At 43.1% G+C, this 18,773-nt stretch carries 17 protein-coding genes; 16 read left to right on the forward strand and 1 reads right to left on the reverse strand.

Going from position 1 to position 18,773, the window contains the following annotated elements; translation table 11 throughout:
• The first annotated feature begins 282 nt into the window (after positions 1–282).
• Both RWX26_RS01395 and RWX26_RS01400 read left to right on the forward strand, forming a co-directional pair.
• Positions 283–2,475: a PTS transporter subunit IIBC gene (locus RWX26_RS01395; RefSeq protein WP_314578454.1), complete on the forward strand. Its 2,193-nt coding sequence runs from the start codon at positions 283–285 to the stop codon at positions 2,473–2,475.
• 17 nt (positions 2,476–2,492) lie between these two features.
• The gene (locus RWX26_RS01400) at positions 2,493–3,308 is read left to right on the forward strand and encodes an endonuclease/exonuclease/phosphatase family protein (RefSeq protein ID WP_314578456.1); all 816 of its coding nucleotides are present in this window, start codon (positions 2,493–2,495) and stop codon (positions 3,306–3,308) included.
• 36 nt (positions 3,309–3,344) lie between these two features.
• Here RWX26_RS01400 and RWX26_RS01405 read toward each other — a convergent pair whose 3' ends face one another.
• Positions 3,345–3,839 carry an excalibur calcium-binding domain-containing protein gene (locus tag RWX26_RS01405; RefSeq protein ID WP_314578458.1) on the reverse strand — a complete coding sequence of 165 codons (495 nt, stop codon included), beginning with the start codon at positions 3,837–3,839 and terminating at the stop codon, positions 3,345–3,347.
• Between the two features lie 213 nt (positions 3,840–4,052).
• Between RWX26_RS01405 and nrdR the strand changes: the two genes are divergently transcribed.
• From nrdR to RWX26_RS01475, 14 genes are all read left to right on the forward strand, one after another.
• Positions 4,053–4,526, forward strand: a complete 474-nt coding sequence (gene nrdR / locus RWX26_RS01410; RefSeq protein ID WP_002894570.1) for a transcriptional regulator NrdR — start codon at positions 4,053–4,055, stop codon at positions 4,524–4,526.
• Complete coding sequence (locus RWX26_RS01415; RefSeq protein ID WP_314578462.1) at positions 4,527–5,681, forward strand: DnaD domain protein; 1,155 nt, start codon at positions 4,527–4,529, stop codon at positions 5,679–5,681. It begins immediately after the preceding gene.
• Complete coding sequence (gene dnaI, locus RWX26_RS01420) at positions 5,682–6,581, forward strand: primosomal protein DnaI (protein WP_125434902.1); 900 nt, start codon at positions 5,682–5,684, stop codon at positions 6,579–6,581.
• The gene (locus tag RWX26_RS01425) at positions 6,578–7,294 is read left to right on the forward strand and encodes a nitroreductase family protein (RefSeq protein ID WP_314578466.1); all 717 of its coding nucleotides are present in this window, start codon (positions 6,578–6,580) and stop codon (positions 7,292–7,294) included. Before dnaI ends, RWX26_RS01425 begins: the two co-directional genes overlap by 4 nt.
• A 42-nt stretch (positions 7,295–7,336) precedes the next feature.
• Positions 7,337–8,647: a ribosome biogenesis GTPase Der gene (gene der, locus RWX26_RS01430; protein ID WP_125444581.1), complete on the forward strand. Its 1,311-nt coding sequence runs from the start codon at positions 7,337–7,339 to the stop codon at positions 8,645–8,647.
• Positions 8,648–8,939: 292 nt separating this feature from the next.
• Positions 8,940–9,221, forward strand: a complete 282-nt coding sequence (locus tag RWX26_RS01435) for a hypothetical protein (RefSeq protein ID WP_061602871.1) — start codon at positions 8,940–8,942, stop codon at positions 9,219–9,221.
• A 127-nt stretch (positions 9,222–9,348) separates the two neighbouring features.
• Positions 9,349–12,450 (forward strand): DEAD/DEAH box helicase, encoded by a 3,102-nt coding sequence (locus RWX26_RS01440; RefSeq protein WP_314578469.1) that lies wholly within the window; start codon positions 9,349–9,351, stop codon positions 12,448–12,450.
• A gap of 54 nt (positions 12,451–12,504) precedes the next feature.
• Positions 12,505–13,167 (forward strand): hypothetical protein, encoded by a 663-nt coding sequence (locus RWX26_RS01445; RefSeq protein ID WP_004193197.1) that lies wholly within the window; start codon positions 12,505–12,507, stop codon positions 13,165–13,167.
• 280 nt (positions 13,168–13,447) lie between these two features.
• Entirely contained in the window at positions 13,448–14,782 is a 1,335-nt protein-coding gene (murC, locus tag RWX26_RS01450; RefSeq protein ID WP_002894577.1) for a UDP-N-acetylmuramate--L-alanine ligase, read from the forward strand.
• A gap of 11 nt (positions 14,783–14,793) precedes the next feature.
• Positions 14,794–15,306, forward strand: coding sequence for a GNAT family N-acetyltransferase (locus RWX26_RS01455; RefSeq protein ID WP_314578476.1), 513 nt, complete (start codon positions 14,794–14,796; stop codon positions 15,304–15,306).
• Positions 15,306–15,821, forward strand: coding sequence for a GNAT family N-acetyltransferase (locus tag RWX26_RS01460; RefSeq protein WP_314578478.1), 516 nt, complete (start codon positions 15,306–15,308; stop codon positions 15,819–15,821). The genes RWX26_RS01455 and RWX26_RS01460 overlap by 1 nt, the downstream gene beginning before the upstream one ends.
• Positions 15,822–15,871: 50 nt before the next feature.
• A complete protein-coding gene (gene mltG / locus RWX26_RS01465) occupies positions 15,872–17,371 on the forward strand; it encodes an endolytic transglycosylase MltG (RefSeq protein ID WP_314578479.1) in 1,500 nt (499 codons plus the stop codon).
• Positions 17,372–17,516: 145 nt separating this feature from the next.
• Complete coding sequence (gene greA, locus RWX26_RS01470) at positions 17,517–17,999, forward strand: transcription elongation factor GreA (protein WP_002894584.1); 483 nt, start codon at positions 17,517–17,519, stop codon at positions 17,997–17,999.
• A gap of 153 nt (positions 18,000–18,152) precedes the next feature.
• Positions 18,153–18,773, forward strand: a complete 621-nt coding sequence (locus RWX26_RS01475; RefSeq protein ID WP_314578481.1) for a GTP pyrophosphokinase family protein — start codon at positions 18,153–18,155, stop codon at positions 18,771–18,773.

Here is an 18,773-nt window from a genome sequence, read left to right on the forward strand (position 1 = left end):
TTAAAACTCTGTTCTCCTTGAGAGACGGAGTTTTTTTGCTCTTGTTATAGTAAAGATAGGAGAACTAATGGGATTTTTCTAACTATTTTATGCAATCGTTTTCGTTGAAATATAGCAAAAATATAACTCTTGAAGAGAAAACACAGTATTTTAGGTGCAAAAAAAGAGAAAAATTTTTTATAAAAGCCTTTACAAAATAAAAAATCGTGCTATAATAGATGTATCGACATGCAAACGATTTCACAAAAAGGAGTGGTTTGCAAAAAATATAAGGAGGTCTGAATGATGAAAGATTCATTCAAGAACATTTTTAGCTTTGAATTTTGGCAAAAATTCGGTAAAGCTTTGATGGTGGTCGTTGCTGTTATGCCGGCAGCAGGACTGATGATTAGTATCGGTAAGTCTATCCCGATGATTAATCCAAATCTAGGTGTTTTAGTCACTACCGGTGGTGTTTTAGAGCAGATTGGTTGGGGGGTTATCGGTAACCTGCATATCCTCTTTGCTTTGGCTATTGGTGGAAGCTGGGCAAAAGAACGCGCAGGCGGTGCCTTCGCAGCAGGTCTGTCCTTTATCCTGATTAACCGTATTACTGGTGTTATGTTTGGCGTTACCAGCGATATGCTCTCAGATAAGGCAGCTGTAGTTAAAACAATGTTTGGCGCATCTATTAAGGTTTCTGATTATTTCATCAGCGTTCTAGAGTCACCAGCTCTGAACATGGGTGTCTTTGTCGGAATTATCGCTGGTTTTGTCGGAGCGACAGCTTATAACAAATACTATAATTTCCGTAAATTGCCAGATGCCTTGTCATTCTTCAATGGTAAGCGTTTTGTACCTTTCGTTGTTATCTTGCGCTCAGTAATCGTAGCAATTGTTTTGTCATTCGTATGGCCAGTTGTTCAATCAGGTATCAACAGCTTTGGTATTTGGATTGCTAACTCACAAGATACTGCACCAGTTTTAGCACCATTCATCTATGGTACTTTGGAACGTCTCTTGCTTCCATTTGGTTTGCACCACATGTTGACCATTCCGATGAACTACACAGAATTAGGTGGTGTTTATCACGTTATTACTGGTTCTGGTGCGGGAACAACTGTAGCTGGTCAAGATCCACTATGGTTGGCTTGGGTAACTGACTTGGTTGGTACGAAATCAGCTGATCCTTCTACTTACCAACACTTGCTTGATACAGTTCATCCAGCTCGATTCAAGGTTGGTCAGATGATTGGTTCATTCGGTATCCTTATGGGGGTAGCGGCAGCTATCTATCACAATGTAGATGCTGATAAGAAGCACAAATACAAAGGTATGATGATTGCGACTGCTTTGGCAACCTTCTTAACAGGGGTTACTGAACCAATCGAGTACATGTTCATGTTCGTTGCAACACCGCTGTATATCATCTATGCATTTGTACAAGGTGCTGCGTTTGCAATGGCTGACATCGTAAACCTTCGTGTGCACTCATTTGGTTCTATCGAATTCTTGACCCGTACTCCTATGGCTATCAATGCTGGCTTGGGAATGGATATCATCAACTTCATTTGGGTAACTATCCTCTTTGGTGTTGTGATGTACCTTATTTCTAACTTTATGATCAAGAAGTTCAACTATGCAACTCCAGGACGTAACGGTAACTATGAAACAGCAGATGGTTCAGACGAAGCATCTTCATCAGAGTCAACTGGTGGTAAAGTTGCTGAAGCATCTCAAGCAGTAAATGTTATCAACCTTCTGGGTGGTCGCGCTAATATCGTAGATGTAGATGCATGTATGACTCGTCTGCGTGTGACTGTCAAAGATGCTGAAAAAGTTGGAACAGAAGAACAGTGGAAAGCTGAAGGCGCTATGGGCTTGGTTATGAAAGGTCAAGGCGTTCAAGCTATCTACGGACCAAAAGCTGACGTTCTCAAATCTGATATTCAAGACTTGTTGGATTCTGGTGAAGTGATTCCTGAAACACTTCCTAGCCAAAAAGCAGAATCAGCAGCTGCCGAAGTTACTTACAAAGGTGTGACTGAGGAAGTTGAAACTGTTGCGGACGGTCAAGTCATTGACTTGGCAGATGTTAAAGATCCAGTCTTCTCACAAAAGATGATGGGTGATGGATTTGCAGTTGAGCCTGAAAATGGTAAGATTTATTCACCAGTTGCTGGTACAGTAACTAGCGTCTTCCCTAGCAAGCATGCTATCGGTCTTGTGACAGATAATGGCCTGGAAGTCTTGGTACACATTGGCTTGGAAACTGTTAGCCTTGAAGGTAAACCATTCGAAGTTCATGTTTCAGAAGGTCAAAAAGTTGCAGCTGGAGATCTTCTTGTAACGGCTGACTTGGAAGCAATCAAGAAAGCAGGACGTGAAACTTCAACAATCGTAGTCTTCACCAATGCAGCAGCCATCAAGTCTGTGACAGTAGAAAAACTTGGTCAAGCATCTGCTAAGACAGTTGTTGCTAAGGTTGAATTGTAATATAGAAAAGAGAAATCATGGCAAAATTCCTGACATTAAATACTCATAGTTGGATGGAAGAAGAGCAAGAAACCAAGCTTAATGAGCTTGCAGAACGCATTCTTCAAGAAAAATATGATGTCATTTGCCTGCAGGAAGTCAATCAATTAACGGAGTCTGAACAGGTTGTTCAGGCTCCTTTCTATCAGGCGGTTGAGGGCGCAATTGAGATCCATCAAGACCATTTTGCTCTATGTCTGGTAGAAAAATTGGCTGAAGCAGGACTGGACTATCATTGGTCCTGGGCCTATAATCATATTGGGTTTGATATTTATAACGAAGGAGTGGCAATTCTGTCCAGAAAGCCGCTGACTCCTAGAGAAGTTCTGGTATCAGAGGTTAATGATCCTAGGGATTACCATACCCGCAAGGTCTTGCTAGCCGAGACTGAGGTAGATGGTCAATTGTTGACAATTGCCTCCTGCCATCTGTCTTGGTGGGACAAAGGTTTCCAGGGAGAATGGGCTAAGCTTGAAGAAGAGCTTCTCAAGGTTAAAACTCCTCTGGTCCTCATGGGCGATTTCAACAATCCAGTCGGCCAGCAAGGCTACCAGACTATCTTAGCCAGTCCACTGAAGCTGCAGGATAGTCATACTGCTGCAAAAGAAGTTAGCGGAGAGGCAACTGTAGAAGGGACCATCGCAGGCTGGGATGATAATAAGCATGCTCTGAAGATAGACTATGTTTTCACTAGTCAAGGGATGAGCATTGAGCGCTCCGCTGTCGTTTTTGACGGGAAAGAAACCCCTGTTGTAAGTGACCACTTTGGTTTAGAAGTGCAAGTGGCATGTTAGTATAATTAAAAGCAGTTCAATTTGAACTGCTTTTAATTATTTCTCACATCCGATACCATCACCATCTCTATCAAGGTGACGACCATATCCAGGTTGTCCTTGGTAAACGGGTGCAGCACCAGCTGCTCTTGCTTCGGAGCAATTTTTGTAATAAACATTAGCTTGAGGCTGTTCTTGAGCTACTTGAGCGTCTGCTTCCTCTTGTTGCTTTTGAGCCTCAGCGGCAGCTTCTTCTTGTTGTCTTTGAACTTCCGCAGCCTTTTGAGCTTCCTCTTGCGCTATTCTTTCCTGTTCAGCTTTTGCAGCAGCTTCTTTTTCTTCTTGTTCAGTCTTAGCTTTTTCTGCTTTAACTTTTTTTTCTGAATCATTTTGTGTAGATGAACTACTACTTGATGAGCTAATATTTAAAGAGGATGACGAGAGACTAGGAAGAGCCTCTGTATTATCTGTGTCTGAAGAGCAAGCGGCAAGAGATGTGCAAGCTAGCAAGATGCAAGAGTAAGCGATTATTTTCTTATTTGTTAATATCATAATAATCTCCTTTAAGCAAAATGATAACGTTTTCAAATATATTGTATAAAAATTTATATAGAAAAAGAATAACAGATTGGTATTTATTGTCTAATTTCTATCAAAAAAATTAACAAAAAAGATTTTCTCAACTGTTATTACCTCAAACGGCTGTCTTTTGTTATTCTTGAAAACGTGTTATAATGAAGTATTAGGATTCTAGGAGGAAATGGTATGCGTTGTCCGAAATGTGGTGGGAATAAATCAAGTGTAGTTGATAGCAGACAGGCAGAAGATGGAAATACGATCCGCCGTCGCCGTGAGTGTGAAGAATGTCAGCACCGCTTCACGACCTACGAGCGAGTTGAAGAGAGAACCCTAGTTGTTGTCAAGAAGGACGGGACACGCGAGCAATTTTCTCGGGATAAGATTTTTAACGGTATTATTCGCTCCGCTCAAAAGCGGCCAGTATCTAGTGACGAAATAGAAGAGATTGTCAACCGAATCGAGCAAAAGGTCCGCAGTCAGAGCGATAATGAAATCAATAGTGAATATATTGGATCCTTAGTCATGGATGAACTGGCAGAGCTGGATGAAATCACCTACGTTCGTTTCGCCAGTGTTTACCGGAGTTTCAAGGATGTGGGAGAGCTAGAAAGCCTGCTCAAGCAGATTACTAAGGGGTCCAAGAAGAAAAAGGACAAATAAATGAAACCAAACCATCAGTTTTCTTTCTTGCGCAATAATGCAGTCAGTTCAGATATTGCTATCTTGACCAAGCTCTATTTGCCGATTTTGGGGAGAGAAGCGGTAGCACTTTATCTTTATCTGCTGTCTTTTGGAGATAATGGGCAAAAGCAGCACCTCTTCAGTCAGATTCTCAATCATTTAGATTTTGGACTTAATATTTTAGAAGAAAGTTTTGAGCGTTTGGCGGCGATTAAGCTAGTGGATCTTTATCAAACAGATGACTATTATCTGGTTCAACTCCACCCAACCTTAACTGCGGAGGAATTTTTCAGCCATAATGTGTACAGTCGGCTCTTGGAAAAGAAAATCGGCGAAGCTGCTGCTGATGCCCTGCGACCAGAAAATCCTAGCGGAGATAAATTGATCAAGCCTTTTATGCAGGTGTTTGGTATGGAAGATGAGCAAGCAAGGGCAGTGCGAAAAGCCAATGATTTTGACTTGGAGTATTTCAAGCAACGGATGGCTCAGGACAATCTTCGTTTTGCCAATGAAAAGGAAGATGTGCTAGAATTGTTTGCAATTGCTGAGCAGAAAAAGTGGACTTGGTATGAGACCTACGTTTTGGCTAGAGAAACTGCTGTTTCTCAGGTCATTTCTACCAAGCGGATGAAGCAAAAGCTAGCTCAGAAGCCAGCAGAAGGTCAGTTTTCTAAGCAGGAGCAGTCTATTATCCAAGAAGCGAAACGAACATCACCAATGGTCTTCCTGGCAGAAATCAAAAAAATCCGTCAGGCTGCTATTACGCGGACGGAGAGAAAGCTTTTGCTAGATTTAGCTGAATTAGGCCTTTTGGACGAGGTTATCAACGTAATCTTGCTCTTGACCTTTAATAAGGTGGATTCAGCCAACCTCAATGAAAAGTATGCCCTCAAGGTAGCTAATGATTTTTCTTATCAAAAGGTGACGACAGCTGAGGAAGCAGTCTTGAAAATCCGTGAGCGCAACCAGCAGCCCCAGAACCGTCCAGCTAAATCTGGACAAGGCTCTACCAAGAGCAATGTACCTGACTGGAGTCAGCCGGATTATAAAAACGAAACGAGTGCAGAGAAGCAGGCCGAGCTAGAAGAGCAGAAACGTCGGCTCTTAGCCAAACTTGAAGGAGGAGGCGAATAAATGGAGAAAATAGGACAGAATATGCCTCATATGAATAGGGTGCGGCAGTTTGACTATCAGGAGCTGGTCAAGCAGATTATGGCGGACCCAGATGTCGCGGCCTTTATCCAGCAGGAAAAGCTGACCCAAGCTGAAATTCAGCGCAGTGTCTCCAAGTTTAACCAGTATATTACGGAGCGCAACCGTTTTTTGCTGGGGGACGAGACCTATATTGCTAAGGGCTATAAGCCAATCTTGGTGAAAAATGAAGGCTATGCGGATGTTGCCTATGAAGAGACGCCTGAGTTGATTGAGCAGGAGAGACAGGAGGCTATTAGAAGCCGTCTCAATCTCATCAGCCTACCAGCCAGTCTCAAGGAGGCTAGTCTGGCTCAGGTGGATCTGGACGATGTTGGCCGCTACAAGGCTTTTGAATTTTTGACCAACTTCGTTGCTGAGTTTCCGAATTATCAGAAGTCTGTTTATCTCTACGGGGATTTTGGGGTCGGGAAGAGCTACATGATGGCTGCTCTGGCGCATGATTTGTCAGAAAAACGCGGTGTTTCAACGACTCTGCTCCACTATCCGAGCTTTGTTTTGGATGTGAAGAATGCGATCAGTTCCGGCTTGGTCAAGGAAAAGATTGACCAGGTCAAGACAGCTCAAGTGCTGATTTTGGACGATATCGGTGCAGAGCAGTCTAGCCCCTGGATGCGAGATGAGATTTTGCAGGTCATTCTCCAGCACCGCATGCAGGAAAATCTGCCAACTTTCTTTACTTCTAACTTTAGTTTTGCGGATTTAGAGCGTCACTTTGCCAGCTCTAAGAATGGCGATGAGACTTGGCAAGCCAAGCGAGTTATGGAGCGGATTAAATTTCTGGCTCAGGAGGTACGCCTAGAAGGAGAGAACCGCCGATGAATGAAACAATTAACTTGATGAATGCTCATACGTCTGTTCGCCGCTTTACGGAGGAGCAGATTTCGGATAAGGAATTACGTGCCATCATTGATGCTGGGCGAGCAGCGTCCAGCTGGAAGAATTTCCAGTCTTACTCTATCATTGTGGTGCGAAGCAAAGAGAAAAAAGAAGCCCTCTTTGACCTGGTGCCCCAAGAAGCCATTCGGCAGTCTTCAGCCTTCCTGCTTTTTGTTGGAGACCTCAATCGTGCCCAAAAAGGCGTTCACATGCATACGGAAGACTTTTATCCTAAGGGGCCGGAGAATCTCCTGATTAGCTCAGTAGATGCTGCTTTAGCGGGACAAAATACCCTTTTAGCAGCTGAAAGTTTGGGTTATAGCGGAGTAATCATTGGACTGGTTCGATATGCTGTCAGTCAAATAGCAGAGCTTTTCAAGCTACCAGACTACACTTATCCAGTCTTTGGGATTGCTCTGGGAACTCCCAACCAGAACCATGCAGTCAAGCCACGTCTGCCTTATGAAGCAGTGGTCTTTGAGGAAGAATATCGTGAACAGGATCGTTCAACTATCCAAGCCTATGACCGCGTTCAGACTGAATATGCCGGCGAGCGAGCTAAAGAAACCTGGAGTCAGCGCCTAGCTGCCCAATTTGGTCAGGAGCCAAATCAGGCTATTGACCAACTATTCAAAGAAAAGAAATTAGAAAAATAGGACGGAGTTTGGCTCTGTGCTAAAGAATGAAAGAGGAAAAACATGGCCTTACCAACTATTGCCATTGTCGGCCGGCCCAATGTCGGCAAGTCAACGCTCTTTAATCGGATTGCCGGTGAGCGGATTTCCATTGTGGAAGATGTTGAAGGGGTGACCCGCGACCGAATTTATGCGACGGCAAGCTGGCTCAATCGTAAGTTTAGTATTATTGATACGGGCGGAATTGACGATGTTGACGCGCCTTTTATGGAGCAAATCAAACACCAGGCTGAGATCGCCATGGACGAAGCAGATGTTATAGTTTTTGTCGTGTCTGGCAAGGAAGGTATTACAGATGCGGACGAGTATGTGGCTCGCATGCTCTATAAGACTCATAAGCCGATTATTTTAGCGGTCAATAAGGTGGACAACCCTGAAATGCGCAATGAGATTTTTGATTTCTATGCGCTGGGCTTGGGTGATCCATTCCCGGTTTCCTCAGTCCATGGGATTGGTACAGGAGATGTTCTTGACGCTATTGTTGAAAACCTGCCAAATGAAGAAGTGGCCGAAAATCCTGATATGATTAAGTTTAGCTTGATTGGCCGCCCTAATGTTGGCAAGTCTAGCTTGATCAATGCCATCTTGGGTGAGGAGCGGGTTATTGCCAGTCCTGTGGCTGGTACAACGCGTGACGCCATTGATACGGTCTTTACGGACAGTGAAGGTCAGGAATTTACCATGATCGACACGGCTGGTATGCGCAAGTCTGGCAAGGTCTATGAAAATACGGAGAAATACTCTGTCATGCGGGCCATGCGGGCGATTGACCGCTCAGATGTCGTTCTGATGGTGCTTAATGCTGAAGAAGGAATTCGTGAGTACGACAAGCGAATCGCCGGCTTTGCCCATGAAGCAGGAAAAGGTATTGTTATCGTTGTTAATAAGTGGGACACACTGGAAAAAGACAACCATACCATGAAAGACTGGGAAGAAGATATCCGAGACCAGTTCCAGTATTTGTCTTATGCGCCAATTATCTTTGTTTCTGCCCTGACCAAGCAGCGTCTCCATAAGCTGCCGGACATGATTAAGCAAATCAGTCAGAGTCAGAATACCCGTATTCCCTCTGCGGTCCTCAATGATGTTATCATGGATGCTATCGCGATTAATCCGACACCGACTGACAAGGGCAAGCGTCTCAAGATTTTTTATGCGACTCAGGTAGCGACCAAACCGCCAACTTTTGTCATCTTTGTCAACGAAGAAGAACTCATGCATTTCTCTTACCTGCGTTTCTTGGAAAATCAAATCCGCAAGGCCTTTATTTTTGAAGGAACCCCGATTCACTTGATTGCAAGGAAGCGGAAGTAGAAGCTGGAAGTTTGGGGATTTCTACTTTTACTATGAGGAGATAGAAAGTGTCATATTTTGAATTATTTATAATAACTTTCTTGTCTGTATTTCTGCTTGTAGTTTGGGCATTAAGGAGATATCTAGGGAATAATATAGTGTTTTGGATACTTGCAACTATTTATTTACTGGCTTTCTTTCTTCTGCTTTGGCAACTTTTTTTCAGTGGAGTTGAAGTACAAGTGCAAGGTCACTATTTGAGTGAAACTTATTATAGTTTTTATGAGAAGACTATTGTTTTTTTGCTTATGCTATGGTATTTGTTCAAGCTTATTCTTGTAATATCACTGTATGTTACAATTGGTATGTTCTTAGTGAAAAATTCATCTCAAAGCACAGTGGCTTAAACAAGGGCAAGCGTCTCAAGATTTTCTATGCGACTCAGGTAGCAACCAAACCGCCAACTTTTGTCATCTTTGTCAACGAAGAAGAACTCATGCATTTTTCTTACCTGCGTTTCTTGGAAAATCAAATCCGCAAGGCTTTTGTCTTTGAAGGGACCCCAATTCACTTGATTGCAAGGAAGCGGAAGTAGAGTTTGAAAACAGCAATTTGACAAACATACGTTTATATGTAAAAATGAAAGTAAGCATAAGAGCTTGCTTTTCTTTTTTTATGTCGAAAGTATGGTATAATGGTGAGATAAATGTAAGGTGGTAATTATGGCAAAATTAATTCCTGGTAAGATTCGGACAGAAGGAATAAACTTAGCCGAAGCTGGAAAAATTGAAATTATAGAAGCCAAGGATTCTTTTTTATACACTCGGATTGATGAACAAAATTTACGGTATAGTTTAAATGATGATGCTATTTTTTGTTCCTGCGATTTTTTTAAAAAGAAAAAATACTGTGCTCATTTAGCTGGTTTAGAATATTTTCTAAAAAATGATATAGATGGTAAGACTTTTTTGGAAAATATGGAGAAAAAAGAAACTTCACAGCAGGAAACACAAAAATTAGTATCTTTCGGAAGTTTATTTCTAGATAAAATCTTTTCTGAAAAATCTAAAGAGGATATTCGATATGAATTATCTGCTTTTGGTCAAGAAGATGATTACCTTGGACATATTCTTTGGACTCTGAGAATTTCGCGTTTGCCAGATGAACGTTCTTATGTCATTCGAGATATTTTATCTTTTTTGAGGACCATGGTAAAAAAAGGATATTATCAAATTGGAAAAAGCTATTATGAATCAATTAGCTTTGAAGAATTTGATGAGGCTAGTCAGGAACTCCTCATTTTTTTACAGGGGTTAGTAAAGGATTGCCAAGGAAAAGAATCCAATTTAATTTTTCCAAATACAGGACGTAATTTATTTTTTCCTGCAAGTCTATTTGAAGAAGGCGTCAATCTATTAATGAATCTCACTTCATTCCAGTTGGAATGTGGCTTCTATAGTTATAGAGAAGTTATGTTTCAGGATTTTCATGAGGATGCTGGGATTTATCAGTTTAAGGTTGAAGAAAATGCCGATTACTTTGAATTAACGGTTTCAGAAAAGAACTATAAAATGTTATATGATGGTCAGTATATTTTATCTGGCAATACCCTTTACCAATTAAATCATAAACAAATCATTTTAATAAAAGCATTAAGAGATTTACCTATAGCTCAAGACGGGGAAAAGCATTTACAGTTTGATGGTGCTGAGAAAGCTAAACTGGCAGGTAGTTTGTCAATGTTTAGTGAAGTAGGCCGAGTTGTAGCACCGAAATCACTAATGATACACGAATTTACGCCTCACTTTAGTTTTGACATAGCGGAAAATCGGGAAATCGTTTTAACACTCCTTTTTGAATTTGAGGATAGAAAGATAAGGTGTAGAGAAGAACTAGAAAAATTACCTTATGCTAGTGATTTTACTCATGAGCAAAACATTTTTAAAACGATGCTATCTAATGGTTTTTCTGACAATTTTGTCAGTCGACGGTTACCTCTGAAATCGGAGGAGATTTATCATTTCTTTTCTGAAGTTATTCCGTCATTTAGAAAATTGGGTAAGGTTTGGTTATCTGATCAATTGCAGGAGATAGGAGCTTCTACAAAGCCAGATGTTTCAGTTCAACTTAATGGTGGTCTTTTAGATATTAGTTTCGATTTTGCTGGCATTGCGCAGTCAGAGATTGACGCAGTTCTTGATTCGCTCTTTAAGGAGCAGGACTTCTTTATCAGTAAGTTCGGGCAAGTCTTGATTTTCGATGAAGAGACCAAGGAGATGAGTCGGACTTTGCAGCAGCTGCGGAGTAAGCGGACTAAAAATGGCTTCATTCAGACCAGCAGTCTGGCAGCTTATCAACTGGCAGAGTTTTTTAAGGGCAAGGATAGGGTACAGTTTTCAAAAGATGTGCAACAGCTAGCCTTTGATTTGACTCACCCTGAGGAATTTCCTCTTCTCCAGCTACAAGTCAAGGCTGACCTTCGGGATTACCAAGAGACGGGTGTCAAGTGGCTATCCATGCTGGATAAGTATGGCTTCGGTGGCATTTTGGCTGACGATATGGGACTAGGGAAAACCCTGCAGACGATTTCTTTTCTGAGTTCGCGTATAGATGACTCTAAGAAAGTCTTAATCTTGGCGCCATCCAGCCTGATTTACAACTGGAGCGATGAGTTTGCTAAATTTGCTCCGCATTTGGATGTGGCGGTGGTGTATGGTCTGAAAAATGTTCGTGATGATCTGATCGCGGAGAAACATCAGATTACCATTACCAGCTATGCTTCTTTCAGGCAGGATGTGGAAGAATACAAGGATAACCACTTCCAGTATCTGATTTTGGATGAGGCTCAGGTCATGAAGAATGACCAGACCAAGATTGCCCAGTATTTGCGGGATTTTGAAGTGGAGCATACCTATGCCCTTTCTGGGACGCCGATTGAGAATAATCTGGGAGAACTTTGGTCTATTTTCCAGATTGTCATGCCAGGACTTTTGCCAAGCAAAAAGGAATTTTTAAAACTGCCGGCTGAGAAAGTCGCTCGCTATATCAAACCATTTGTCATGCGGCGCAAGAAAGAAGATGTGCTGCAGGAACTGCCTGATTTGATTGAAGTTGCCTATCGCAATGAATTGGCAGATAGCCAGAAGACTATTTATCTGGCTCTGCTCAAACAAATGCAGGACAGAATTATCTATGCGACAGAAGATGAAATCAACCGCAGCAAGATAGAGATTCTGTCAGGTCTTATGCGTCTCCGTCAGATCTGTGATACTCCGAAGCTGTTTATGGAAGATTACGAGGGCGAGAGCGGTAAGCTGGAAAGTTTGCGGGAATTACTTGAACAGATACAAGATGGTAATCGTCGTGTCCTCATATTTTCACAATTTCGTGGTATGCTGGATATTATCGAGAGTGAGCTGGACAAGATGGGCATGGAGTCCTTTAAGATTACAGGCTCTACTCCAGCCAAGGAGCGTCAGGACATGACAACTGCCTTCAATGACGGCCAGCGATCAGCCTTTCTGATTTCTCTAAAGGCTGGAGGTGTCGGTCTCAATCTGACTGGTGCAGACACAGTCATCTTGGTCGATCTCTGGTGGAATCCAGCGGTTGAGGCCCAGGCCATTGGCCGTGCCCACCGTATCGGTCAGGAGCGCAATGTCGAAGTCTATCGGATGATTACACGGGGTACGATTGAGGAGAAAATACAGGAGCTGCAGGAGAGCAAGCGCAATCTGGTTTCGACTATTCTTGACGGAGCAGAAGCCAAATCCAGTCTCTCTGTGGAGGAAATTCGAGAAATTCTAGGAATTTCGGCAGAATAGCTTGAAAAATAGCCTGAATAGTTTATAATAATGAAGGGTTGAAAGGAAAAAGATATGACTGATAAACAATTTCCTCTGGTGTCAGATGATGAAATCATGCTGACAGAAATGCCGCATATGAATCTTTATGACGAACTGGATCTCATTAGCAACATTACCGGAGACTATACAGACCGTAATTATTTGGAATGGATGCCGATCGTGGACTCCAGCAGGCATGCTCCCATCGCTGCCAGTCAGGCTATCAGAAGACCGCTGCAAAAGCAGTCTGCTTTCAAAGATTTTAAAAAGCCGATTGATAAGAAAGATCCGGCCATTCGTTATGCTGAGCAGGCACGCGAGGAAGCTCGGGCAGATTTGAAAAAAAAGCGCTCAGCGTCTTATCTGACCAGCGACCTTCCGACTAAGGTCCGCAACAGAAAGCTTCCGACAGCTTCTAATACGGAAAGACCGAAGCCAACAGCCCCTTTTCAAAAGAGTACATCGGGCGAATTTACGAAGTTTGGCGACAGGCTTCGGCAGGAAAACTATATTTTGGCAGATATTCAGCCTGAGTATAGCAGCCCTCAGCCACAGGAGCCGGAAGAAAAGCCTAAGAAGAACAATTATGATTTTTTAAAAACCAGTCAGATCTATAATCAGGATAGGGCTAAGGAGGAGCAGTTGAAACATTCCAAGGCTCAAGAGCTGAATTTGACAGGCTTGGACAGCGAATAAAGCTGGCTTGCTTGATCCTTTTCTGCCTGCAATTTTCTGGTGTATAAAGGAAATTGCTGTTTGATTATGTAAATGTAAAATCTATCTGCATATAACATCCATCATCGGTTGAAGAAGACCGATGCTAGAAGCTGGGACTTACTGATTGGTCCGGCTTCTTTGGTGTTTTGGTGGTGCCTAAAAGTTTGTAAAGAAAGGAAATCCTTGCGGGCTGATGAGGATCTGCGGAGATTTTCCTCTTTGGACTTGCTTTTATGGCCTTGTATCTTAAGGAGTAATCATGACGAAAACCTATCATTTTATCGGGATTAAGGGCTCTGGTATGAGCGCTTTGGCTTTGATGCTGCACCAGATGGGCCATAAGGTTCAGGGCAGTGATGTTGATAAATATTATTTCACTCAGCGCGGTCTGGAGCAGGCTGGCATTTCCATCCTGCCTTTTGATGAAAAGAATATCCAGCCAGACTTCGAAATCATTGCCGGTAATGCCTTTCGTCCAGATAACAATGTAGAAATTGCCTATGCAGACGCAAACGGCATCAGCTATAAACGCTACCATGAGTTTTTAGGTGGCTTTATGCGTGACTTTGTCAGCTTGGGAGTGGCTGGTGCCCACGGGAAGACCTCTACAACGGGTATTCTCTCCCATGTTCTGTCCAATATCACGGATACTAGCTATCTAATTGGTGACGGTACTGGCCGCGGTTCTGCCAATGCCAAGTACTTTGTCTTTGAGTCGGACGAGTACGAGCGTCATTTCATGCCTTATCATCCAGAATATTCGATCATTACCAATATCGACTTTGACCATCCGGATTATTTCACGAGTCTGGAAGATGTCTTTAATGCTTTCAATGACTATGCCAAGCAGATTACCAAAGGACTCTTCATTTATGGAGAAGATGAGCAGCTGCGCCGGATTACATCCAAGGCTCCGATTTACTACTATGGCTTCAAGGAAGAGGGCAATGACTTTGTCGCTCACGATCTCTTGCGATCTACCAGCGGTTCAGGCTTTAAAGTTTCTTTCCGCGGGCAAGAGCTGGGTGAGTTCCAGATTCCAAGCTTTGGCCGCCACAACATTATGAATGCGACTGCAGTAATCGGTCTCTTGTATACTGCAGGTCTTGATTTGAATCTAGTTCGGGAGCACCTCAAGACCTTTGGTGGAGTTAAGCGCCGCTTTACTGAAAAGATTGTTAACGAAACAGTTATTATTGATGACTTTGCTCACCATCCGACGGAAATTATTGCGACTCTGGATGCAGCACGTCAGAAGTATCCAAGCAAGGAAATCGTGGCAATTTTCCAACCGCATACCTTCACTCGGACCATTGCTCTCTTGGACGAATTTGCGGAAGCTCTCAATCAGGCTGACTCAGTCTATCTAGCTCAGATTTACGGATCTGCGCGTGAGGTGGACAAGGGCGATGTCAAGGTTGAAGATCTGGCTGAAAAGATTGTGAAGCGGGCCAAGGTTATTGACGTGGATAATGTTTCTCCGCTTCTTGACCACGATAATGCCGTTTATGTCTTTATGGGAGCTGGTGACATCCAGACCTATGAATATTCCTTTGAACGTCTCCTGTCCAATCTGACTAGCAACGTTCAGTAGGAGGAGACTTGATGGAAGCACCGATTCGAATCAGACAGGCCGACTTGAGCGACTGGGAAGAAATTCTTGCAATTGAGCAGCTGAATTTTCCAGCAGCAGAAGCGGCCGGTGCAGAAGTTCTCAAAGAGCGGATTGAGCAGATTGCTGATACTTTTTTGCTAGCAGAGCTGCATGGTCAGCTGGCGGGCTATATTGTTGGACCAGCTATTCAGACGCGATATCTGACAGATGATCTCTTTAGCAAGGTGGGTGCTAATCCTCCAGAAGGTGGCTTCATTGCTGTCCAAAGTCTGTCCGTCCATCCGGATTTTCAGAGGCAGGGAGTCGGAACCTTGTTGCTTGCAGCTTTCAAGGAGACAGCTGTTCAGCAAAATCGACAGGGCATTAGCCTAACTTGTCATGATGAGCTGATACCTTATTATGAGATGAATGGTTTCGTCCACGAAGGGATTTCTGACTCAACTCATGGTGGGGCTGTTTGGTCTGATATGGTGTGGGAAAATCCCAATTTTAAGGAGAAGTGATGATTATCCGTCAAGCTCAAATGGCTGACTTAGATGCCATTTATGCTATCGAATTGGAAAATTTCAGTCCAGAAGAGGCTGTTAGCCGCAAAAGTCTAGCAGCTCATATCCAAACCCTATCTTCGACTTTTTTGGTGGCAGAAAAGGAGGGTAAAATTCTGGGTTATCTGGAGGGACCTGTCCGTCCAGAACGTTATTTAAAGGATATTTCCTTTACAGAGGAGATTGAAGATTATGGTCATCTGGACGGTGGCTTTATCTCTCTGACCAGCCTTTCTATCTCGAAGGATGCTCAGGGGATGGGGGTCGGCCGCAAGCTATTGGAAGCTATGAAAGAGATTGCTATAGCAGATGAACGCCACGGCATCAATCTGACCTGCCACGACTACCTCACCGCTTACTACGAGAAGCATGCCTTTGTAAATGAAGGTTTGTCAAAATCAACTTACGCAGGCGCTACTTGGTTTGATATGGTCTGGGAAAATCCTAGTCTCAAACTGCAAAAAAATCAATAATAAGCTAGAAAATCCTACTCTTATTGCATTTATCTGACTTTTAAGATATAATGTTAGGGATTATGATGAAGGAGGTCAAATTTTTGACTGAAAAATCACAAGACAAAGAGAAGAATCTGAGCTTTAAAGAGCAGATTTTGAAAGACTTAGCTGGAGAAAAGGAAGAACAAACACCCTCTTCAACTAGCCAATCAGAAGCGGACGCTGCTTCTGCAAAAGAAACAGCAGCTACGGAGGACTTTGAAGCTAGACCGGCTTCGGTAGATGTCTCCTACAAGGTTGCAGAGAATGAAAAGGCTCACCCTCAGGTCTATGGCCGAGTGGATGAGGAAGATAAGAAGCCCAATGAGGTCCTATCTCGGGCGAATCGGGCCAACAACACGGTCAAGAAAAAACGTCAAAACACCTTAGCCCGCAGGATTATGACAACGGTTCTGCTGATTGTCCTGCTGGGACTTGTGGTCACAGGAGTTGTCGGCTACACTTATGTATCTTCAGCTCTTAAACCTGTTGATGCAAACGCAACAGAGTATGTGACGGTTGAAGTGCCAGAAGGCTCAAGCTCTAAGCAAATTGGGGAAATCCTCGAGAAAAAGGGGCTGATTAAAAATGCCCAAGTTTTTAGTCTCTATTCTAAGATTAAAAGCTTTAACAATTACCAGTCCGGCTATTACAATCTCCAGAAGAGTATGGATCTAGATACCATTGCTCGGCAGCTTCAGGAAGGTGGAACAGAAACGCCGCAACCACCAGTTGTTGGTAAGGTTACTATTCCTGAAGGATATACACTGGAGCAGATTGCAGAGGCTGTGACGGTTAATGCAGCTGCAACTTCCAAAAAGACTAGTAAGACACCTTTTAGTAAGGACGATTTCCTAGCTAAGGCGCAGGATGAAGCTTTCATTTCCAAGATGGCGGCTAAATATCCACAGCTGCTGGGCACATTGCCAAGCAAGGACAGTGGAGTCAAGTACCGCTTAGAAGGTTACCTCTTCCCTGCCACTTATAACTATGGTGAGGATGCGGATCTGGAAAGCTTGATTGACCAGATGTTGGGCGCAATGAATACCAATCTGTCTTCTTACTACTCTACTATTGAATCAAAGAACTTGACGGTTAATGAAGTTCTGACTCTTGCTTCTCTGGTGGAAAAAGAAGGTTCGACAGACCAGGACCGTAAAGATATTGCCAGTGTATTTTACAATCGTCTCAATCAAGCGATGCCACTTCAGAGTAATATCGCTATCCTTTATGCTCAAGGCAAGCTAGGAAAGAAAACGACTCTGAAAGAGGACGCTGAGATTGATACCAATATTGACTCGCCTTTCAATGTCTATAAAAAAGAAGGGCTTATGCCTGGGCCAGTTGATAGTCCGAGCCTGTCATCTTTGGAAGCTACTATTAACCCAAGTAAGACGGACTACCTCTACTTTGTGGCAAATGTTGAAACAGGCGCTGTTTACTTCGCCAATACTTATGAGGAACACGCCAAAAATGTTGAGGAGCATGTCAATAGCAAGCTCACTCAATCCAGCAGCAGTTCTAATTAGACTGCTGTCATTGCAGACGAGAGAAAGCTAGTGCATTTAGTTCTAGCTTTCTCAGTCCTGCTATATAAAAAAGGGACTGATACAGATTTGTCTCAGCCTCTTGTTTTAGTTTTAAAATAAAAGAAAATAAAAGAAAAGAGAAAAAATGGCTGAAAAAACTTATCCTATGACCCTAGAGGAAAAGGAAAAACTAGAAAAAGAATTAGAAGAATTGAAATTGGTGCGTCGTCCAGAAGTGGTAGAACGTATCAAGATTGCCCGCTCATACGGCGATTTGTCAGAAAACAGTGAATACGAAGCTGCAAAGGACGAACAGGCTTTTGTGGAAGGACAGATTTCTAGTCTGGAAACCAAGATCCGCTACGCTGAGATTGTAAACAGTGACGCTGTAGCCAAGGACGAGGTAGCCATCGGCAAAACAGTTACCATTCAAGAAGTAGGTGAAAGCGAAGAGGAAGTCTACATTATCGTTGGTTCTGCTGGTGCAGATGCTTTCGCAGGCAAGGTATCCAATGAAAGCCCGATTGGTCAAGCTCTAATTGGCAAGAAAACAGGCGATACTGCAACAGTCGAAACACCGGTTGGTAGCTACGACGTTAAAATTCTCAAGGTTGAAAAAACCGTTTAATAAATACCAAAAGGAACTGGCTAGAAGACTGGTTCTTTTTTCGTTTCTTTTAAGACAGAGAGTGTAGGCTAGATAAGAAGAGCAGGGGAAAAATAGAGAAAAGACAGATGCTTATGCTATAATGAGAATAAGCTAGAAAAGTAGGAGAACTGTATGCAAGAGCAAGATATTTATGGGGAATACGGCGTCTACCTGCCCAAGATTTTAGAAGCTCTTAGTCAGCGTATTCAAGAGGCTAATGATCGAGTCAAGCAGGAAACGGGGCAGAAGCTTTTTGAGCATTTTAATGCACGGGTCAAGCAGGCAGCCAGTATGGAAGAGAAATGTCAACGCAAGAATTTGCCTAGGGCGCCAGAGTCTGCCCTGAAAGAAATTCGTGATGCGATTGGGATTCGGATTGTTTGCGGTTTTATTGAGGACATCTATCAGACTATTGAGGTGCTTCGTCAGCTAGAGGGCTGTGAGATTGTTCTGGAAAAGGACTATATCCGAGCTGCCAAGCCTAATGGGTATCGCTCCTACCACTTGATATTAGAGGTGGAGACTCCTTATGAGGACTGTCATGGTCAAAATCCCGGCCGCTATTTTGTAGAAATCCAGCTTCGGACCATTGCTATGGATTCTTGGGCCAGCTTAGAGCATCAGATGAAGTACAAGCATGAGATTAAAGACAGCAAGCGGATTGTCCGCGAGCTGAAACGCTGTGCAGATGAGCTGGCTTCCTGTGATGTGACCATGCAGACCATCCGCAATTTGATTCGAGAAAGTGAGTGA

Origin of the sequence: uncultured Streptococcus sp., assembly GCF_963536705.1 — a bacterium.
Taxonomy (GTDB): domain Bacteria; phylum Bacillota; class Bacilli; order Lactobacillales; family Streptococcaceae; genus Streptococcus.

What these genes read in the sequence shown, in the direction of transcription:
- RWX26_RS01395 (WP_314578454.1), top strand. Translation starts at nt 283, where the DNA reads ATGATGAAAGATTCATTCAAGAACATTTTTAGCTTTGAATTTTGGCAA.
- RWX26_RS01400 (WP_314578456.1), top strand. Translation starts at nt 2,493, where the DNA reads ATGGCAAAATTCCTGACATTAAATACTCATAGTTGGATGGAAGAAGAG.
- RWX26_RS01405 (WP_314578458.1), bottom strand. Translation starts at nt 3,839, where the DNA reads ATGATATTAACAAATAAGAAAATAATCGCTTACTCTTGCATCTTGCTA.
- nrdR (WP_002894570.1), top strand. Translation starts at nt 4,053, where the DNA reads ATGCGTTGTCCGAAATGTGGTGGGAATAAATCAAGTGTAGTTGATAGC.
- RWX26_RS01415 (WP_314578462.1), top strand. Translation starts at nt 4,527, where the DNA reads ATGAAACCAAACCATCAGTTTTCTTTCTTGCGCAATAATGCAGTCAGT.
- dnaI (WP_125434902.1), top strand. Translation starts at nt 5,682, where the DNA reads ATGGAGAAAATAGGACAGAATATGCCTCATATGAATAGGGTGCGGCAG.
- RWX26_RS01425 (WP_314578466.1), top strand. Translation starts at nt 6,578, where the DNA reads ATGAATGAAACAATTAACTTGATGAATGCTCATACGTCTGTTCGCCGC.
- der (WP_125444581.1), top strand. Translation starts at nt 7,337, where the DNA reads ATGGCCTTACCAACTATTGCCATTGTCGGCCGGCCCAATGTCGGCAAG.
- RWX26_RS01435 (WP_061602871.1), top strand. Translation starts at nt 8,940, where the DNA reads ATGGTATTTGTTCAAGCTTATTCTTGTAATATCACTGTATGTTACAAT.
- RWX26_RS01440 (WP_314578469.1), top strand. Translation starts at nt 9,349, where the DNA reads ATGGCAAAATTAATTCCTGGTAAGATTCGGACAGAAGGAATAAACTTA.
- RWX26_RS01445 (WP_004193197.1), top strand. Translation starts at nt 12,505, where the DNA reads ATGACTGATAAACAATTTCCTCTGGTGTCAGATGATGAAATCATGCTG.
- murC (WP_002894577.1), top strand. Translation starts at nt 13,448, where the DNA reads ATGACGAAAACCTATCATTTTATCGGGATTAAGGGCTCTGGTATGAGC.
- RWX26_RS01455 (WP_314578476.1), top strand. Translation starts at nt 14,794, where the DNA reads ATGGAAGCACCGATTCGAATCAGACAGGCCGACTTGAGCGACTGGGAA.
- RWX26_RS01460 (WP_314578478.1), top strand. Translation starts at nt 15,306, where the DNA reads ATGATTATCCGTCAAGCTCAAATGGCTGACTTAGATGCCATTTATGCT.
- mltG (WP_314578479.1), top strand. Translation starts at nt 15,872, where the DNA reads ATGTTAGGGATTATGATGAAGGAGGTCAAATTTTTGACTGAAAAATCA.
- greA (WP_002894584.1), top strand. Translation starts at nt 17,517, where the DNA reads ATGGCTGAAAAAACTTATCCTATGACCCTAGAGGAAAAGGAAAAACTA.
- RWX26_RS01475 (WP_314578481.1), top strand. Translation starts at nt 18,153, where the DNA reads ATGCAAGAGCAAGATATTTATGGGGAATACGGCGTCTACCTGCCCAAG.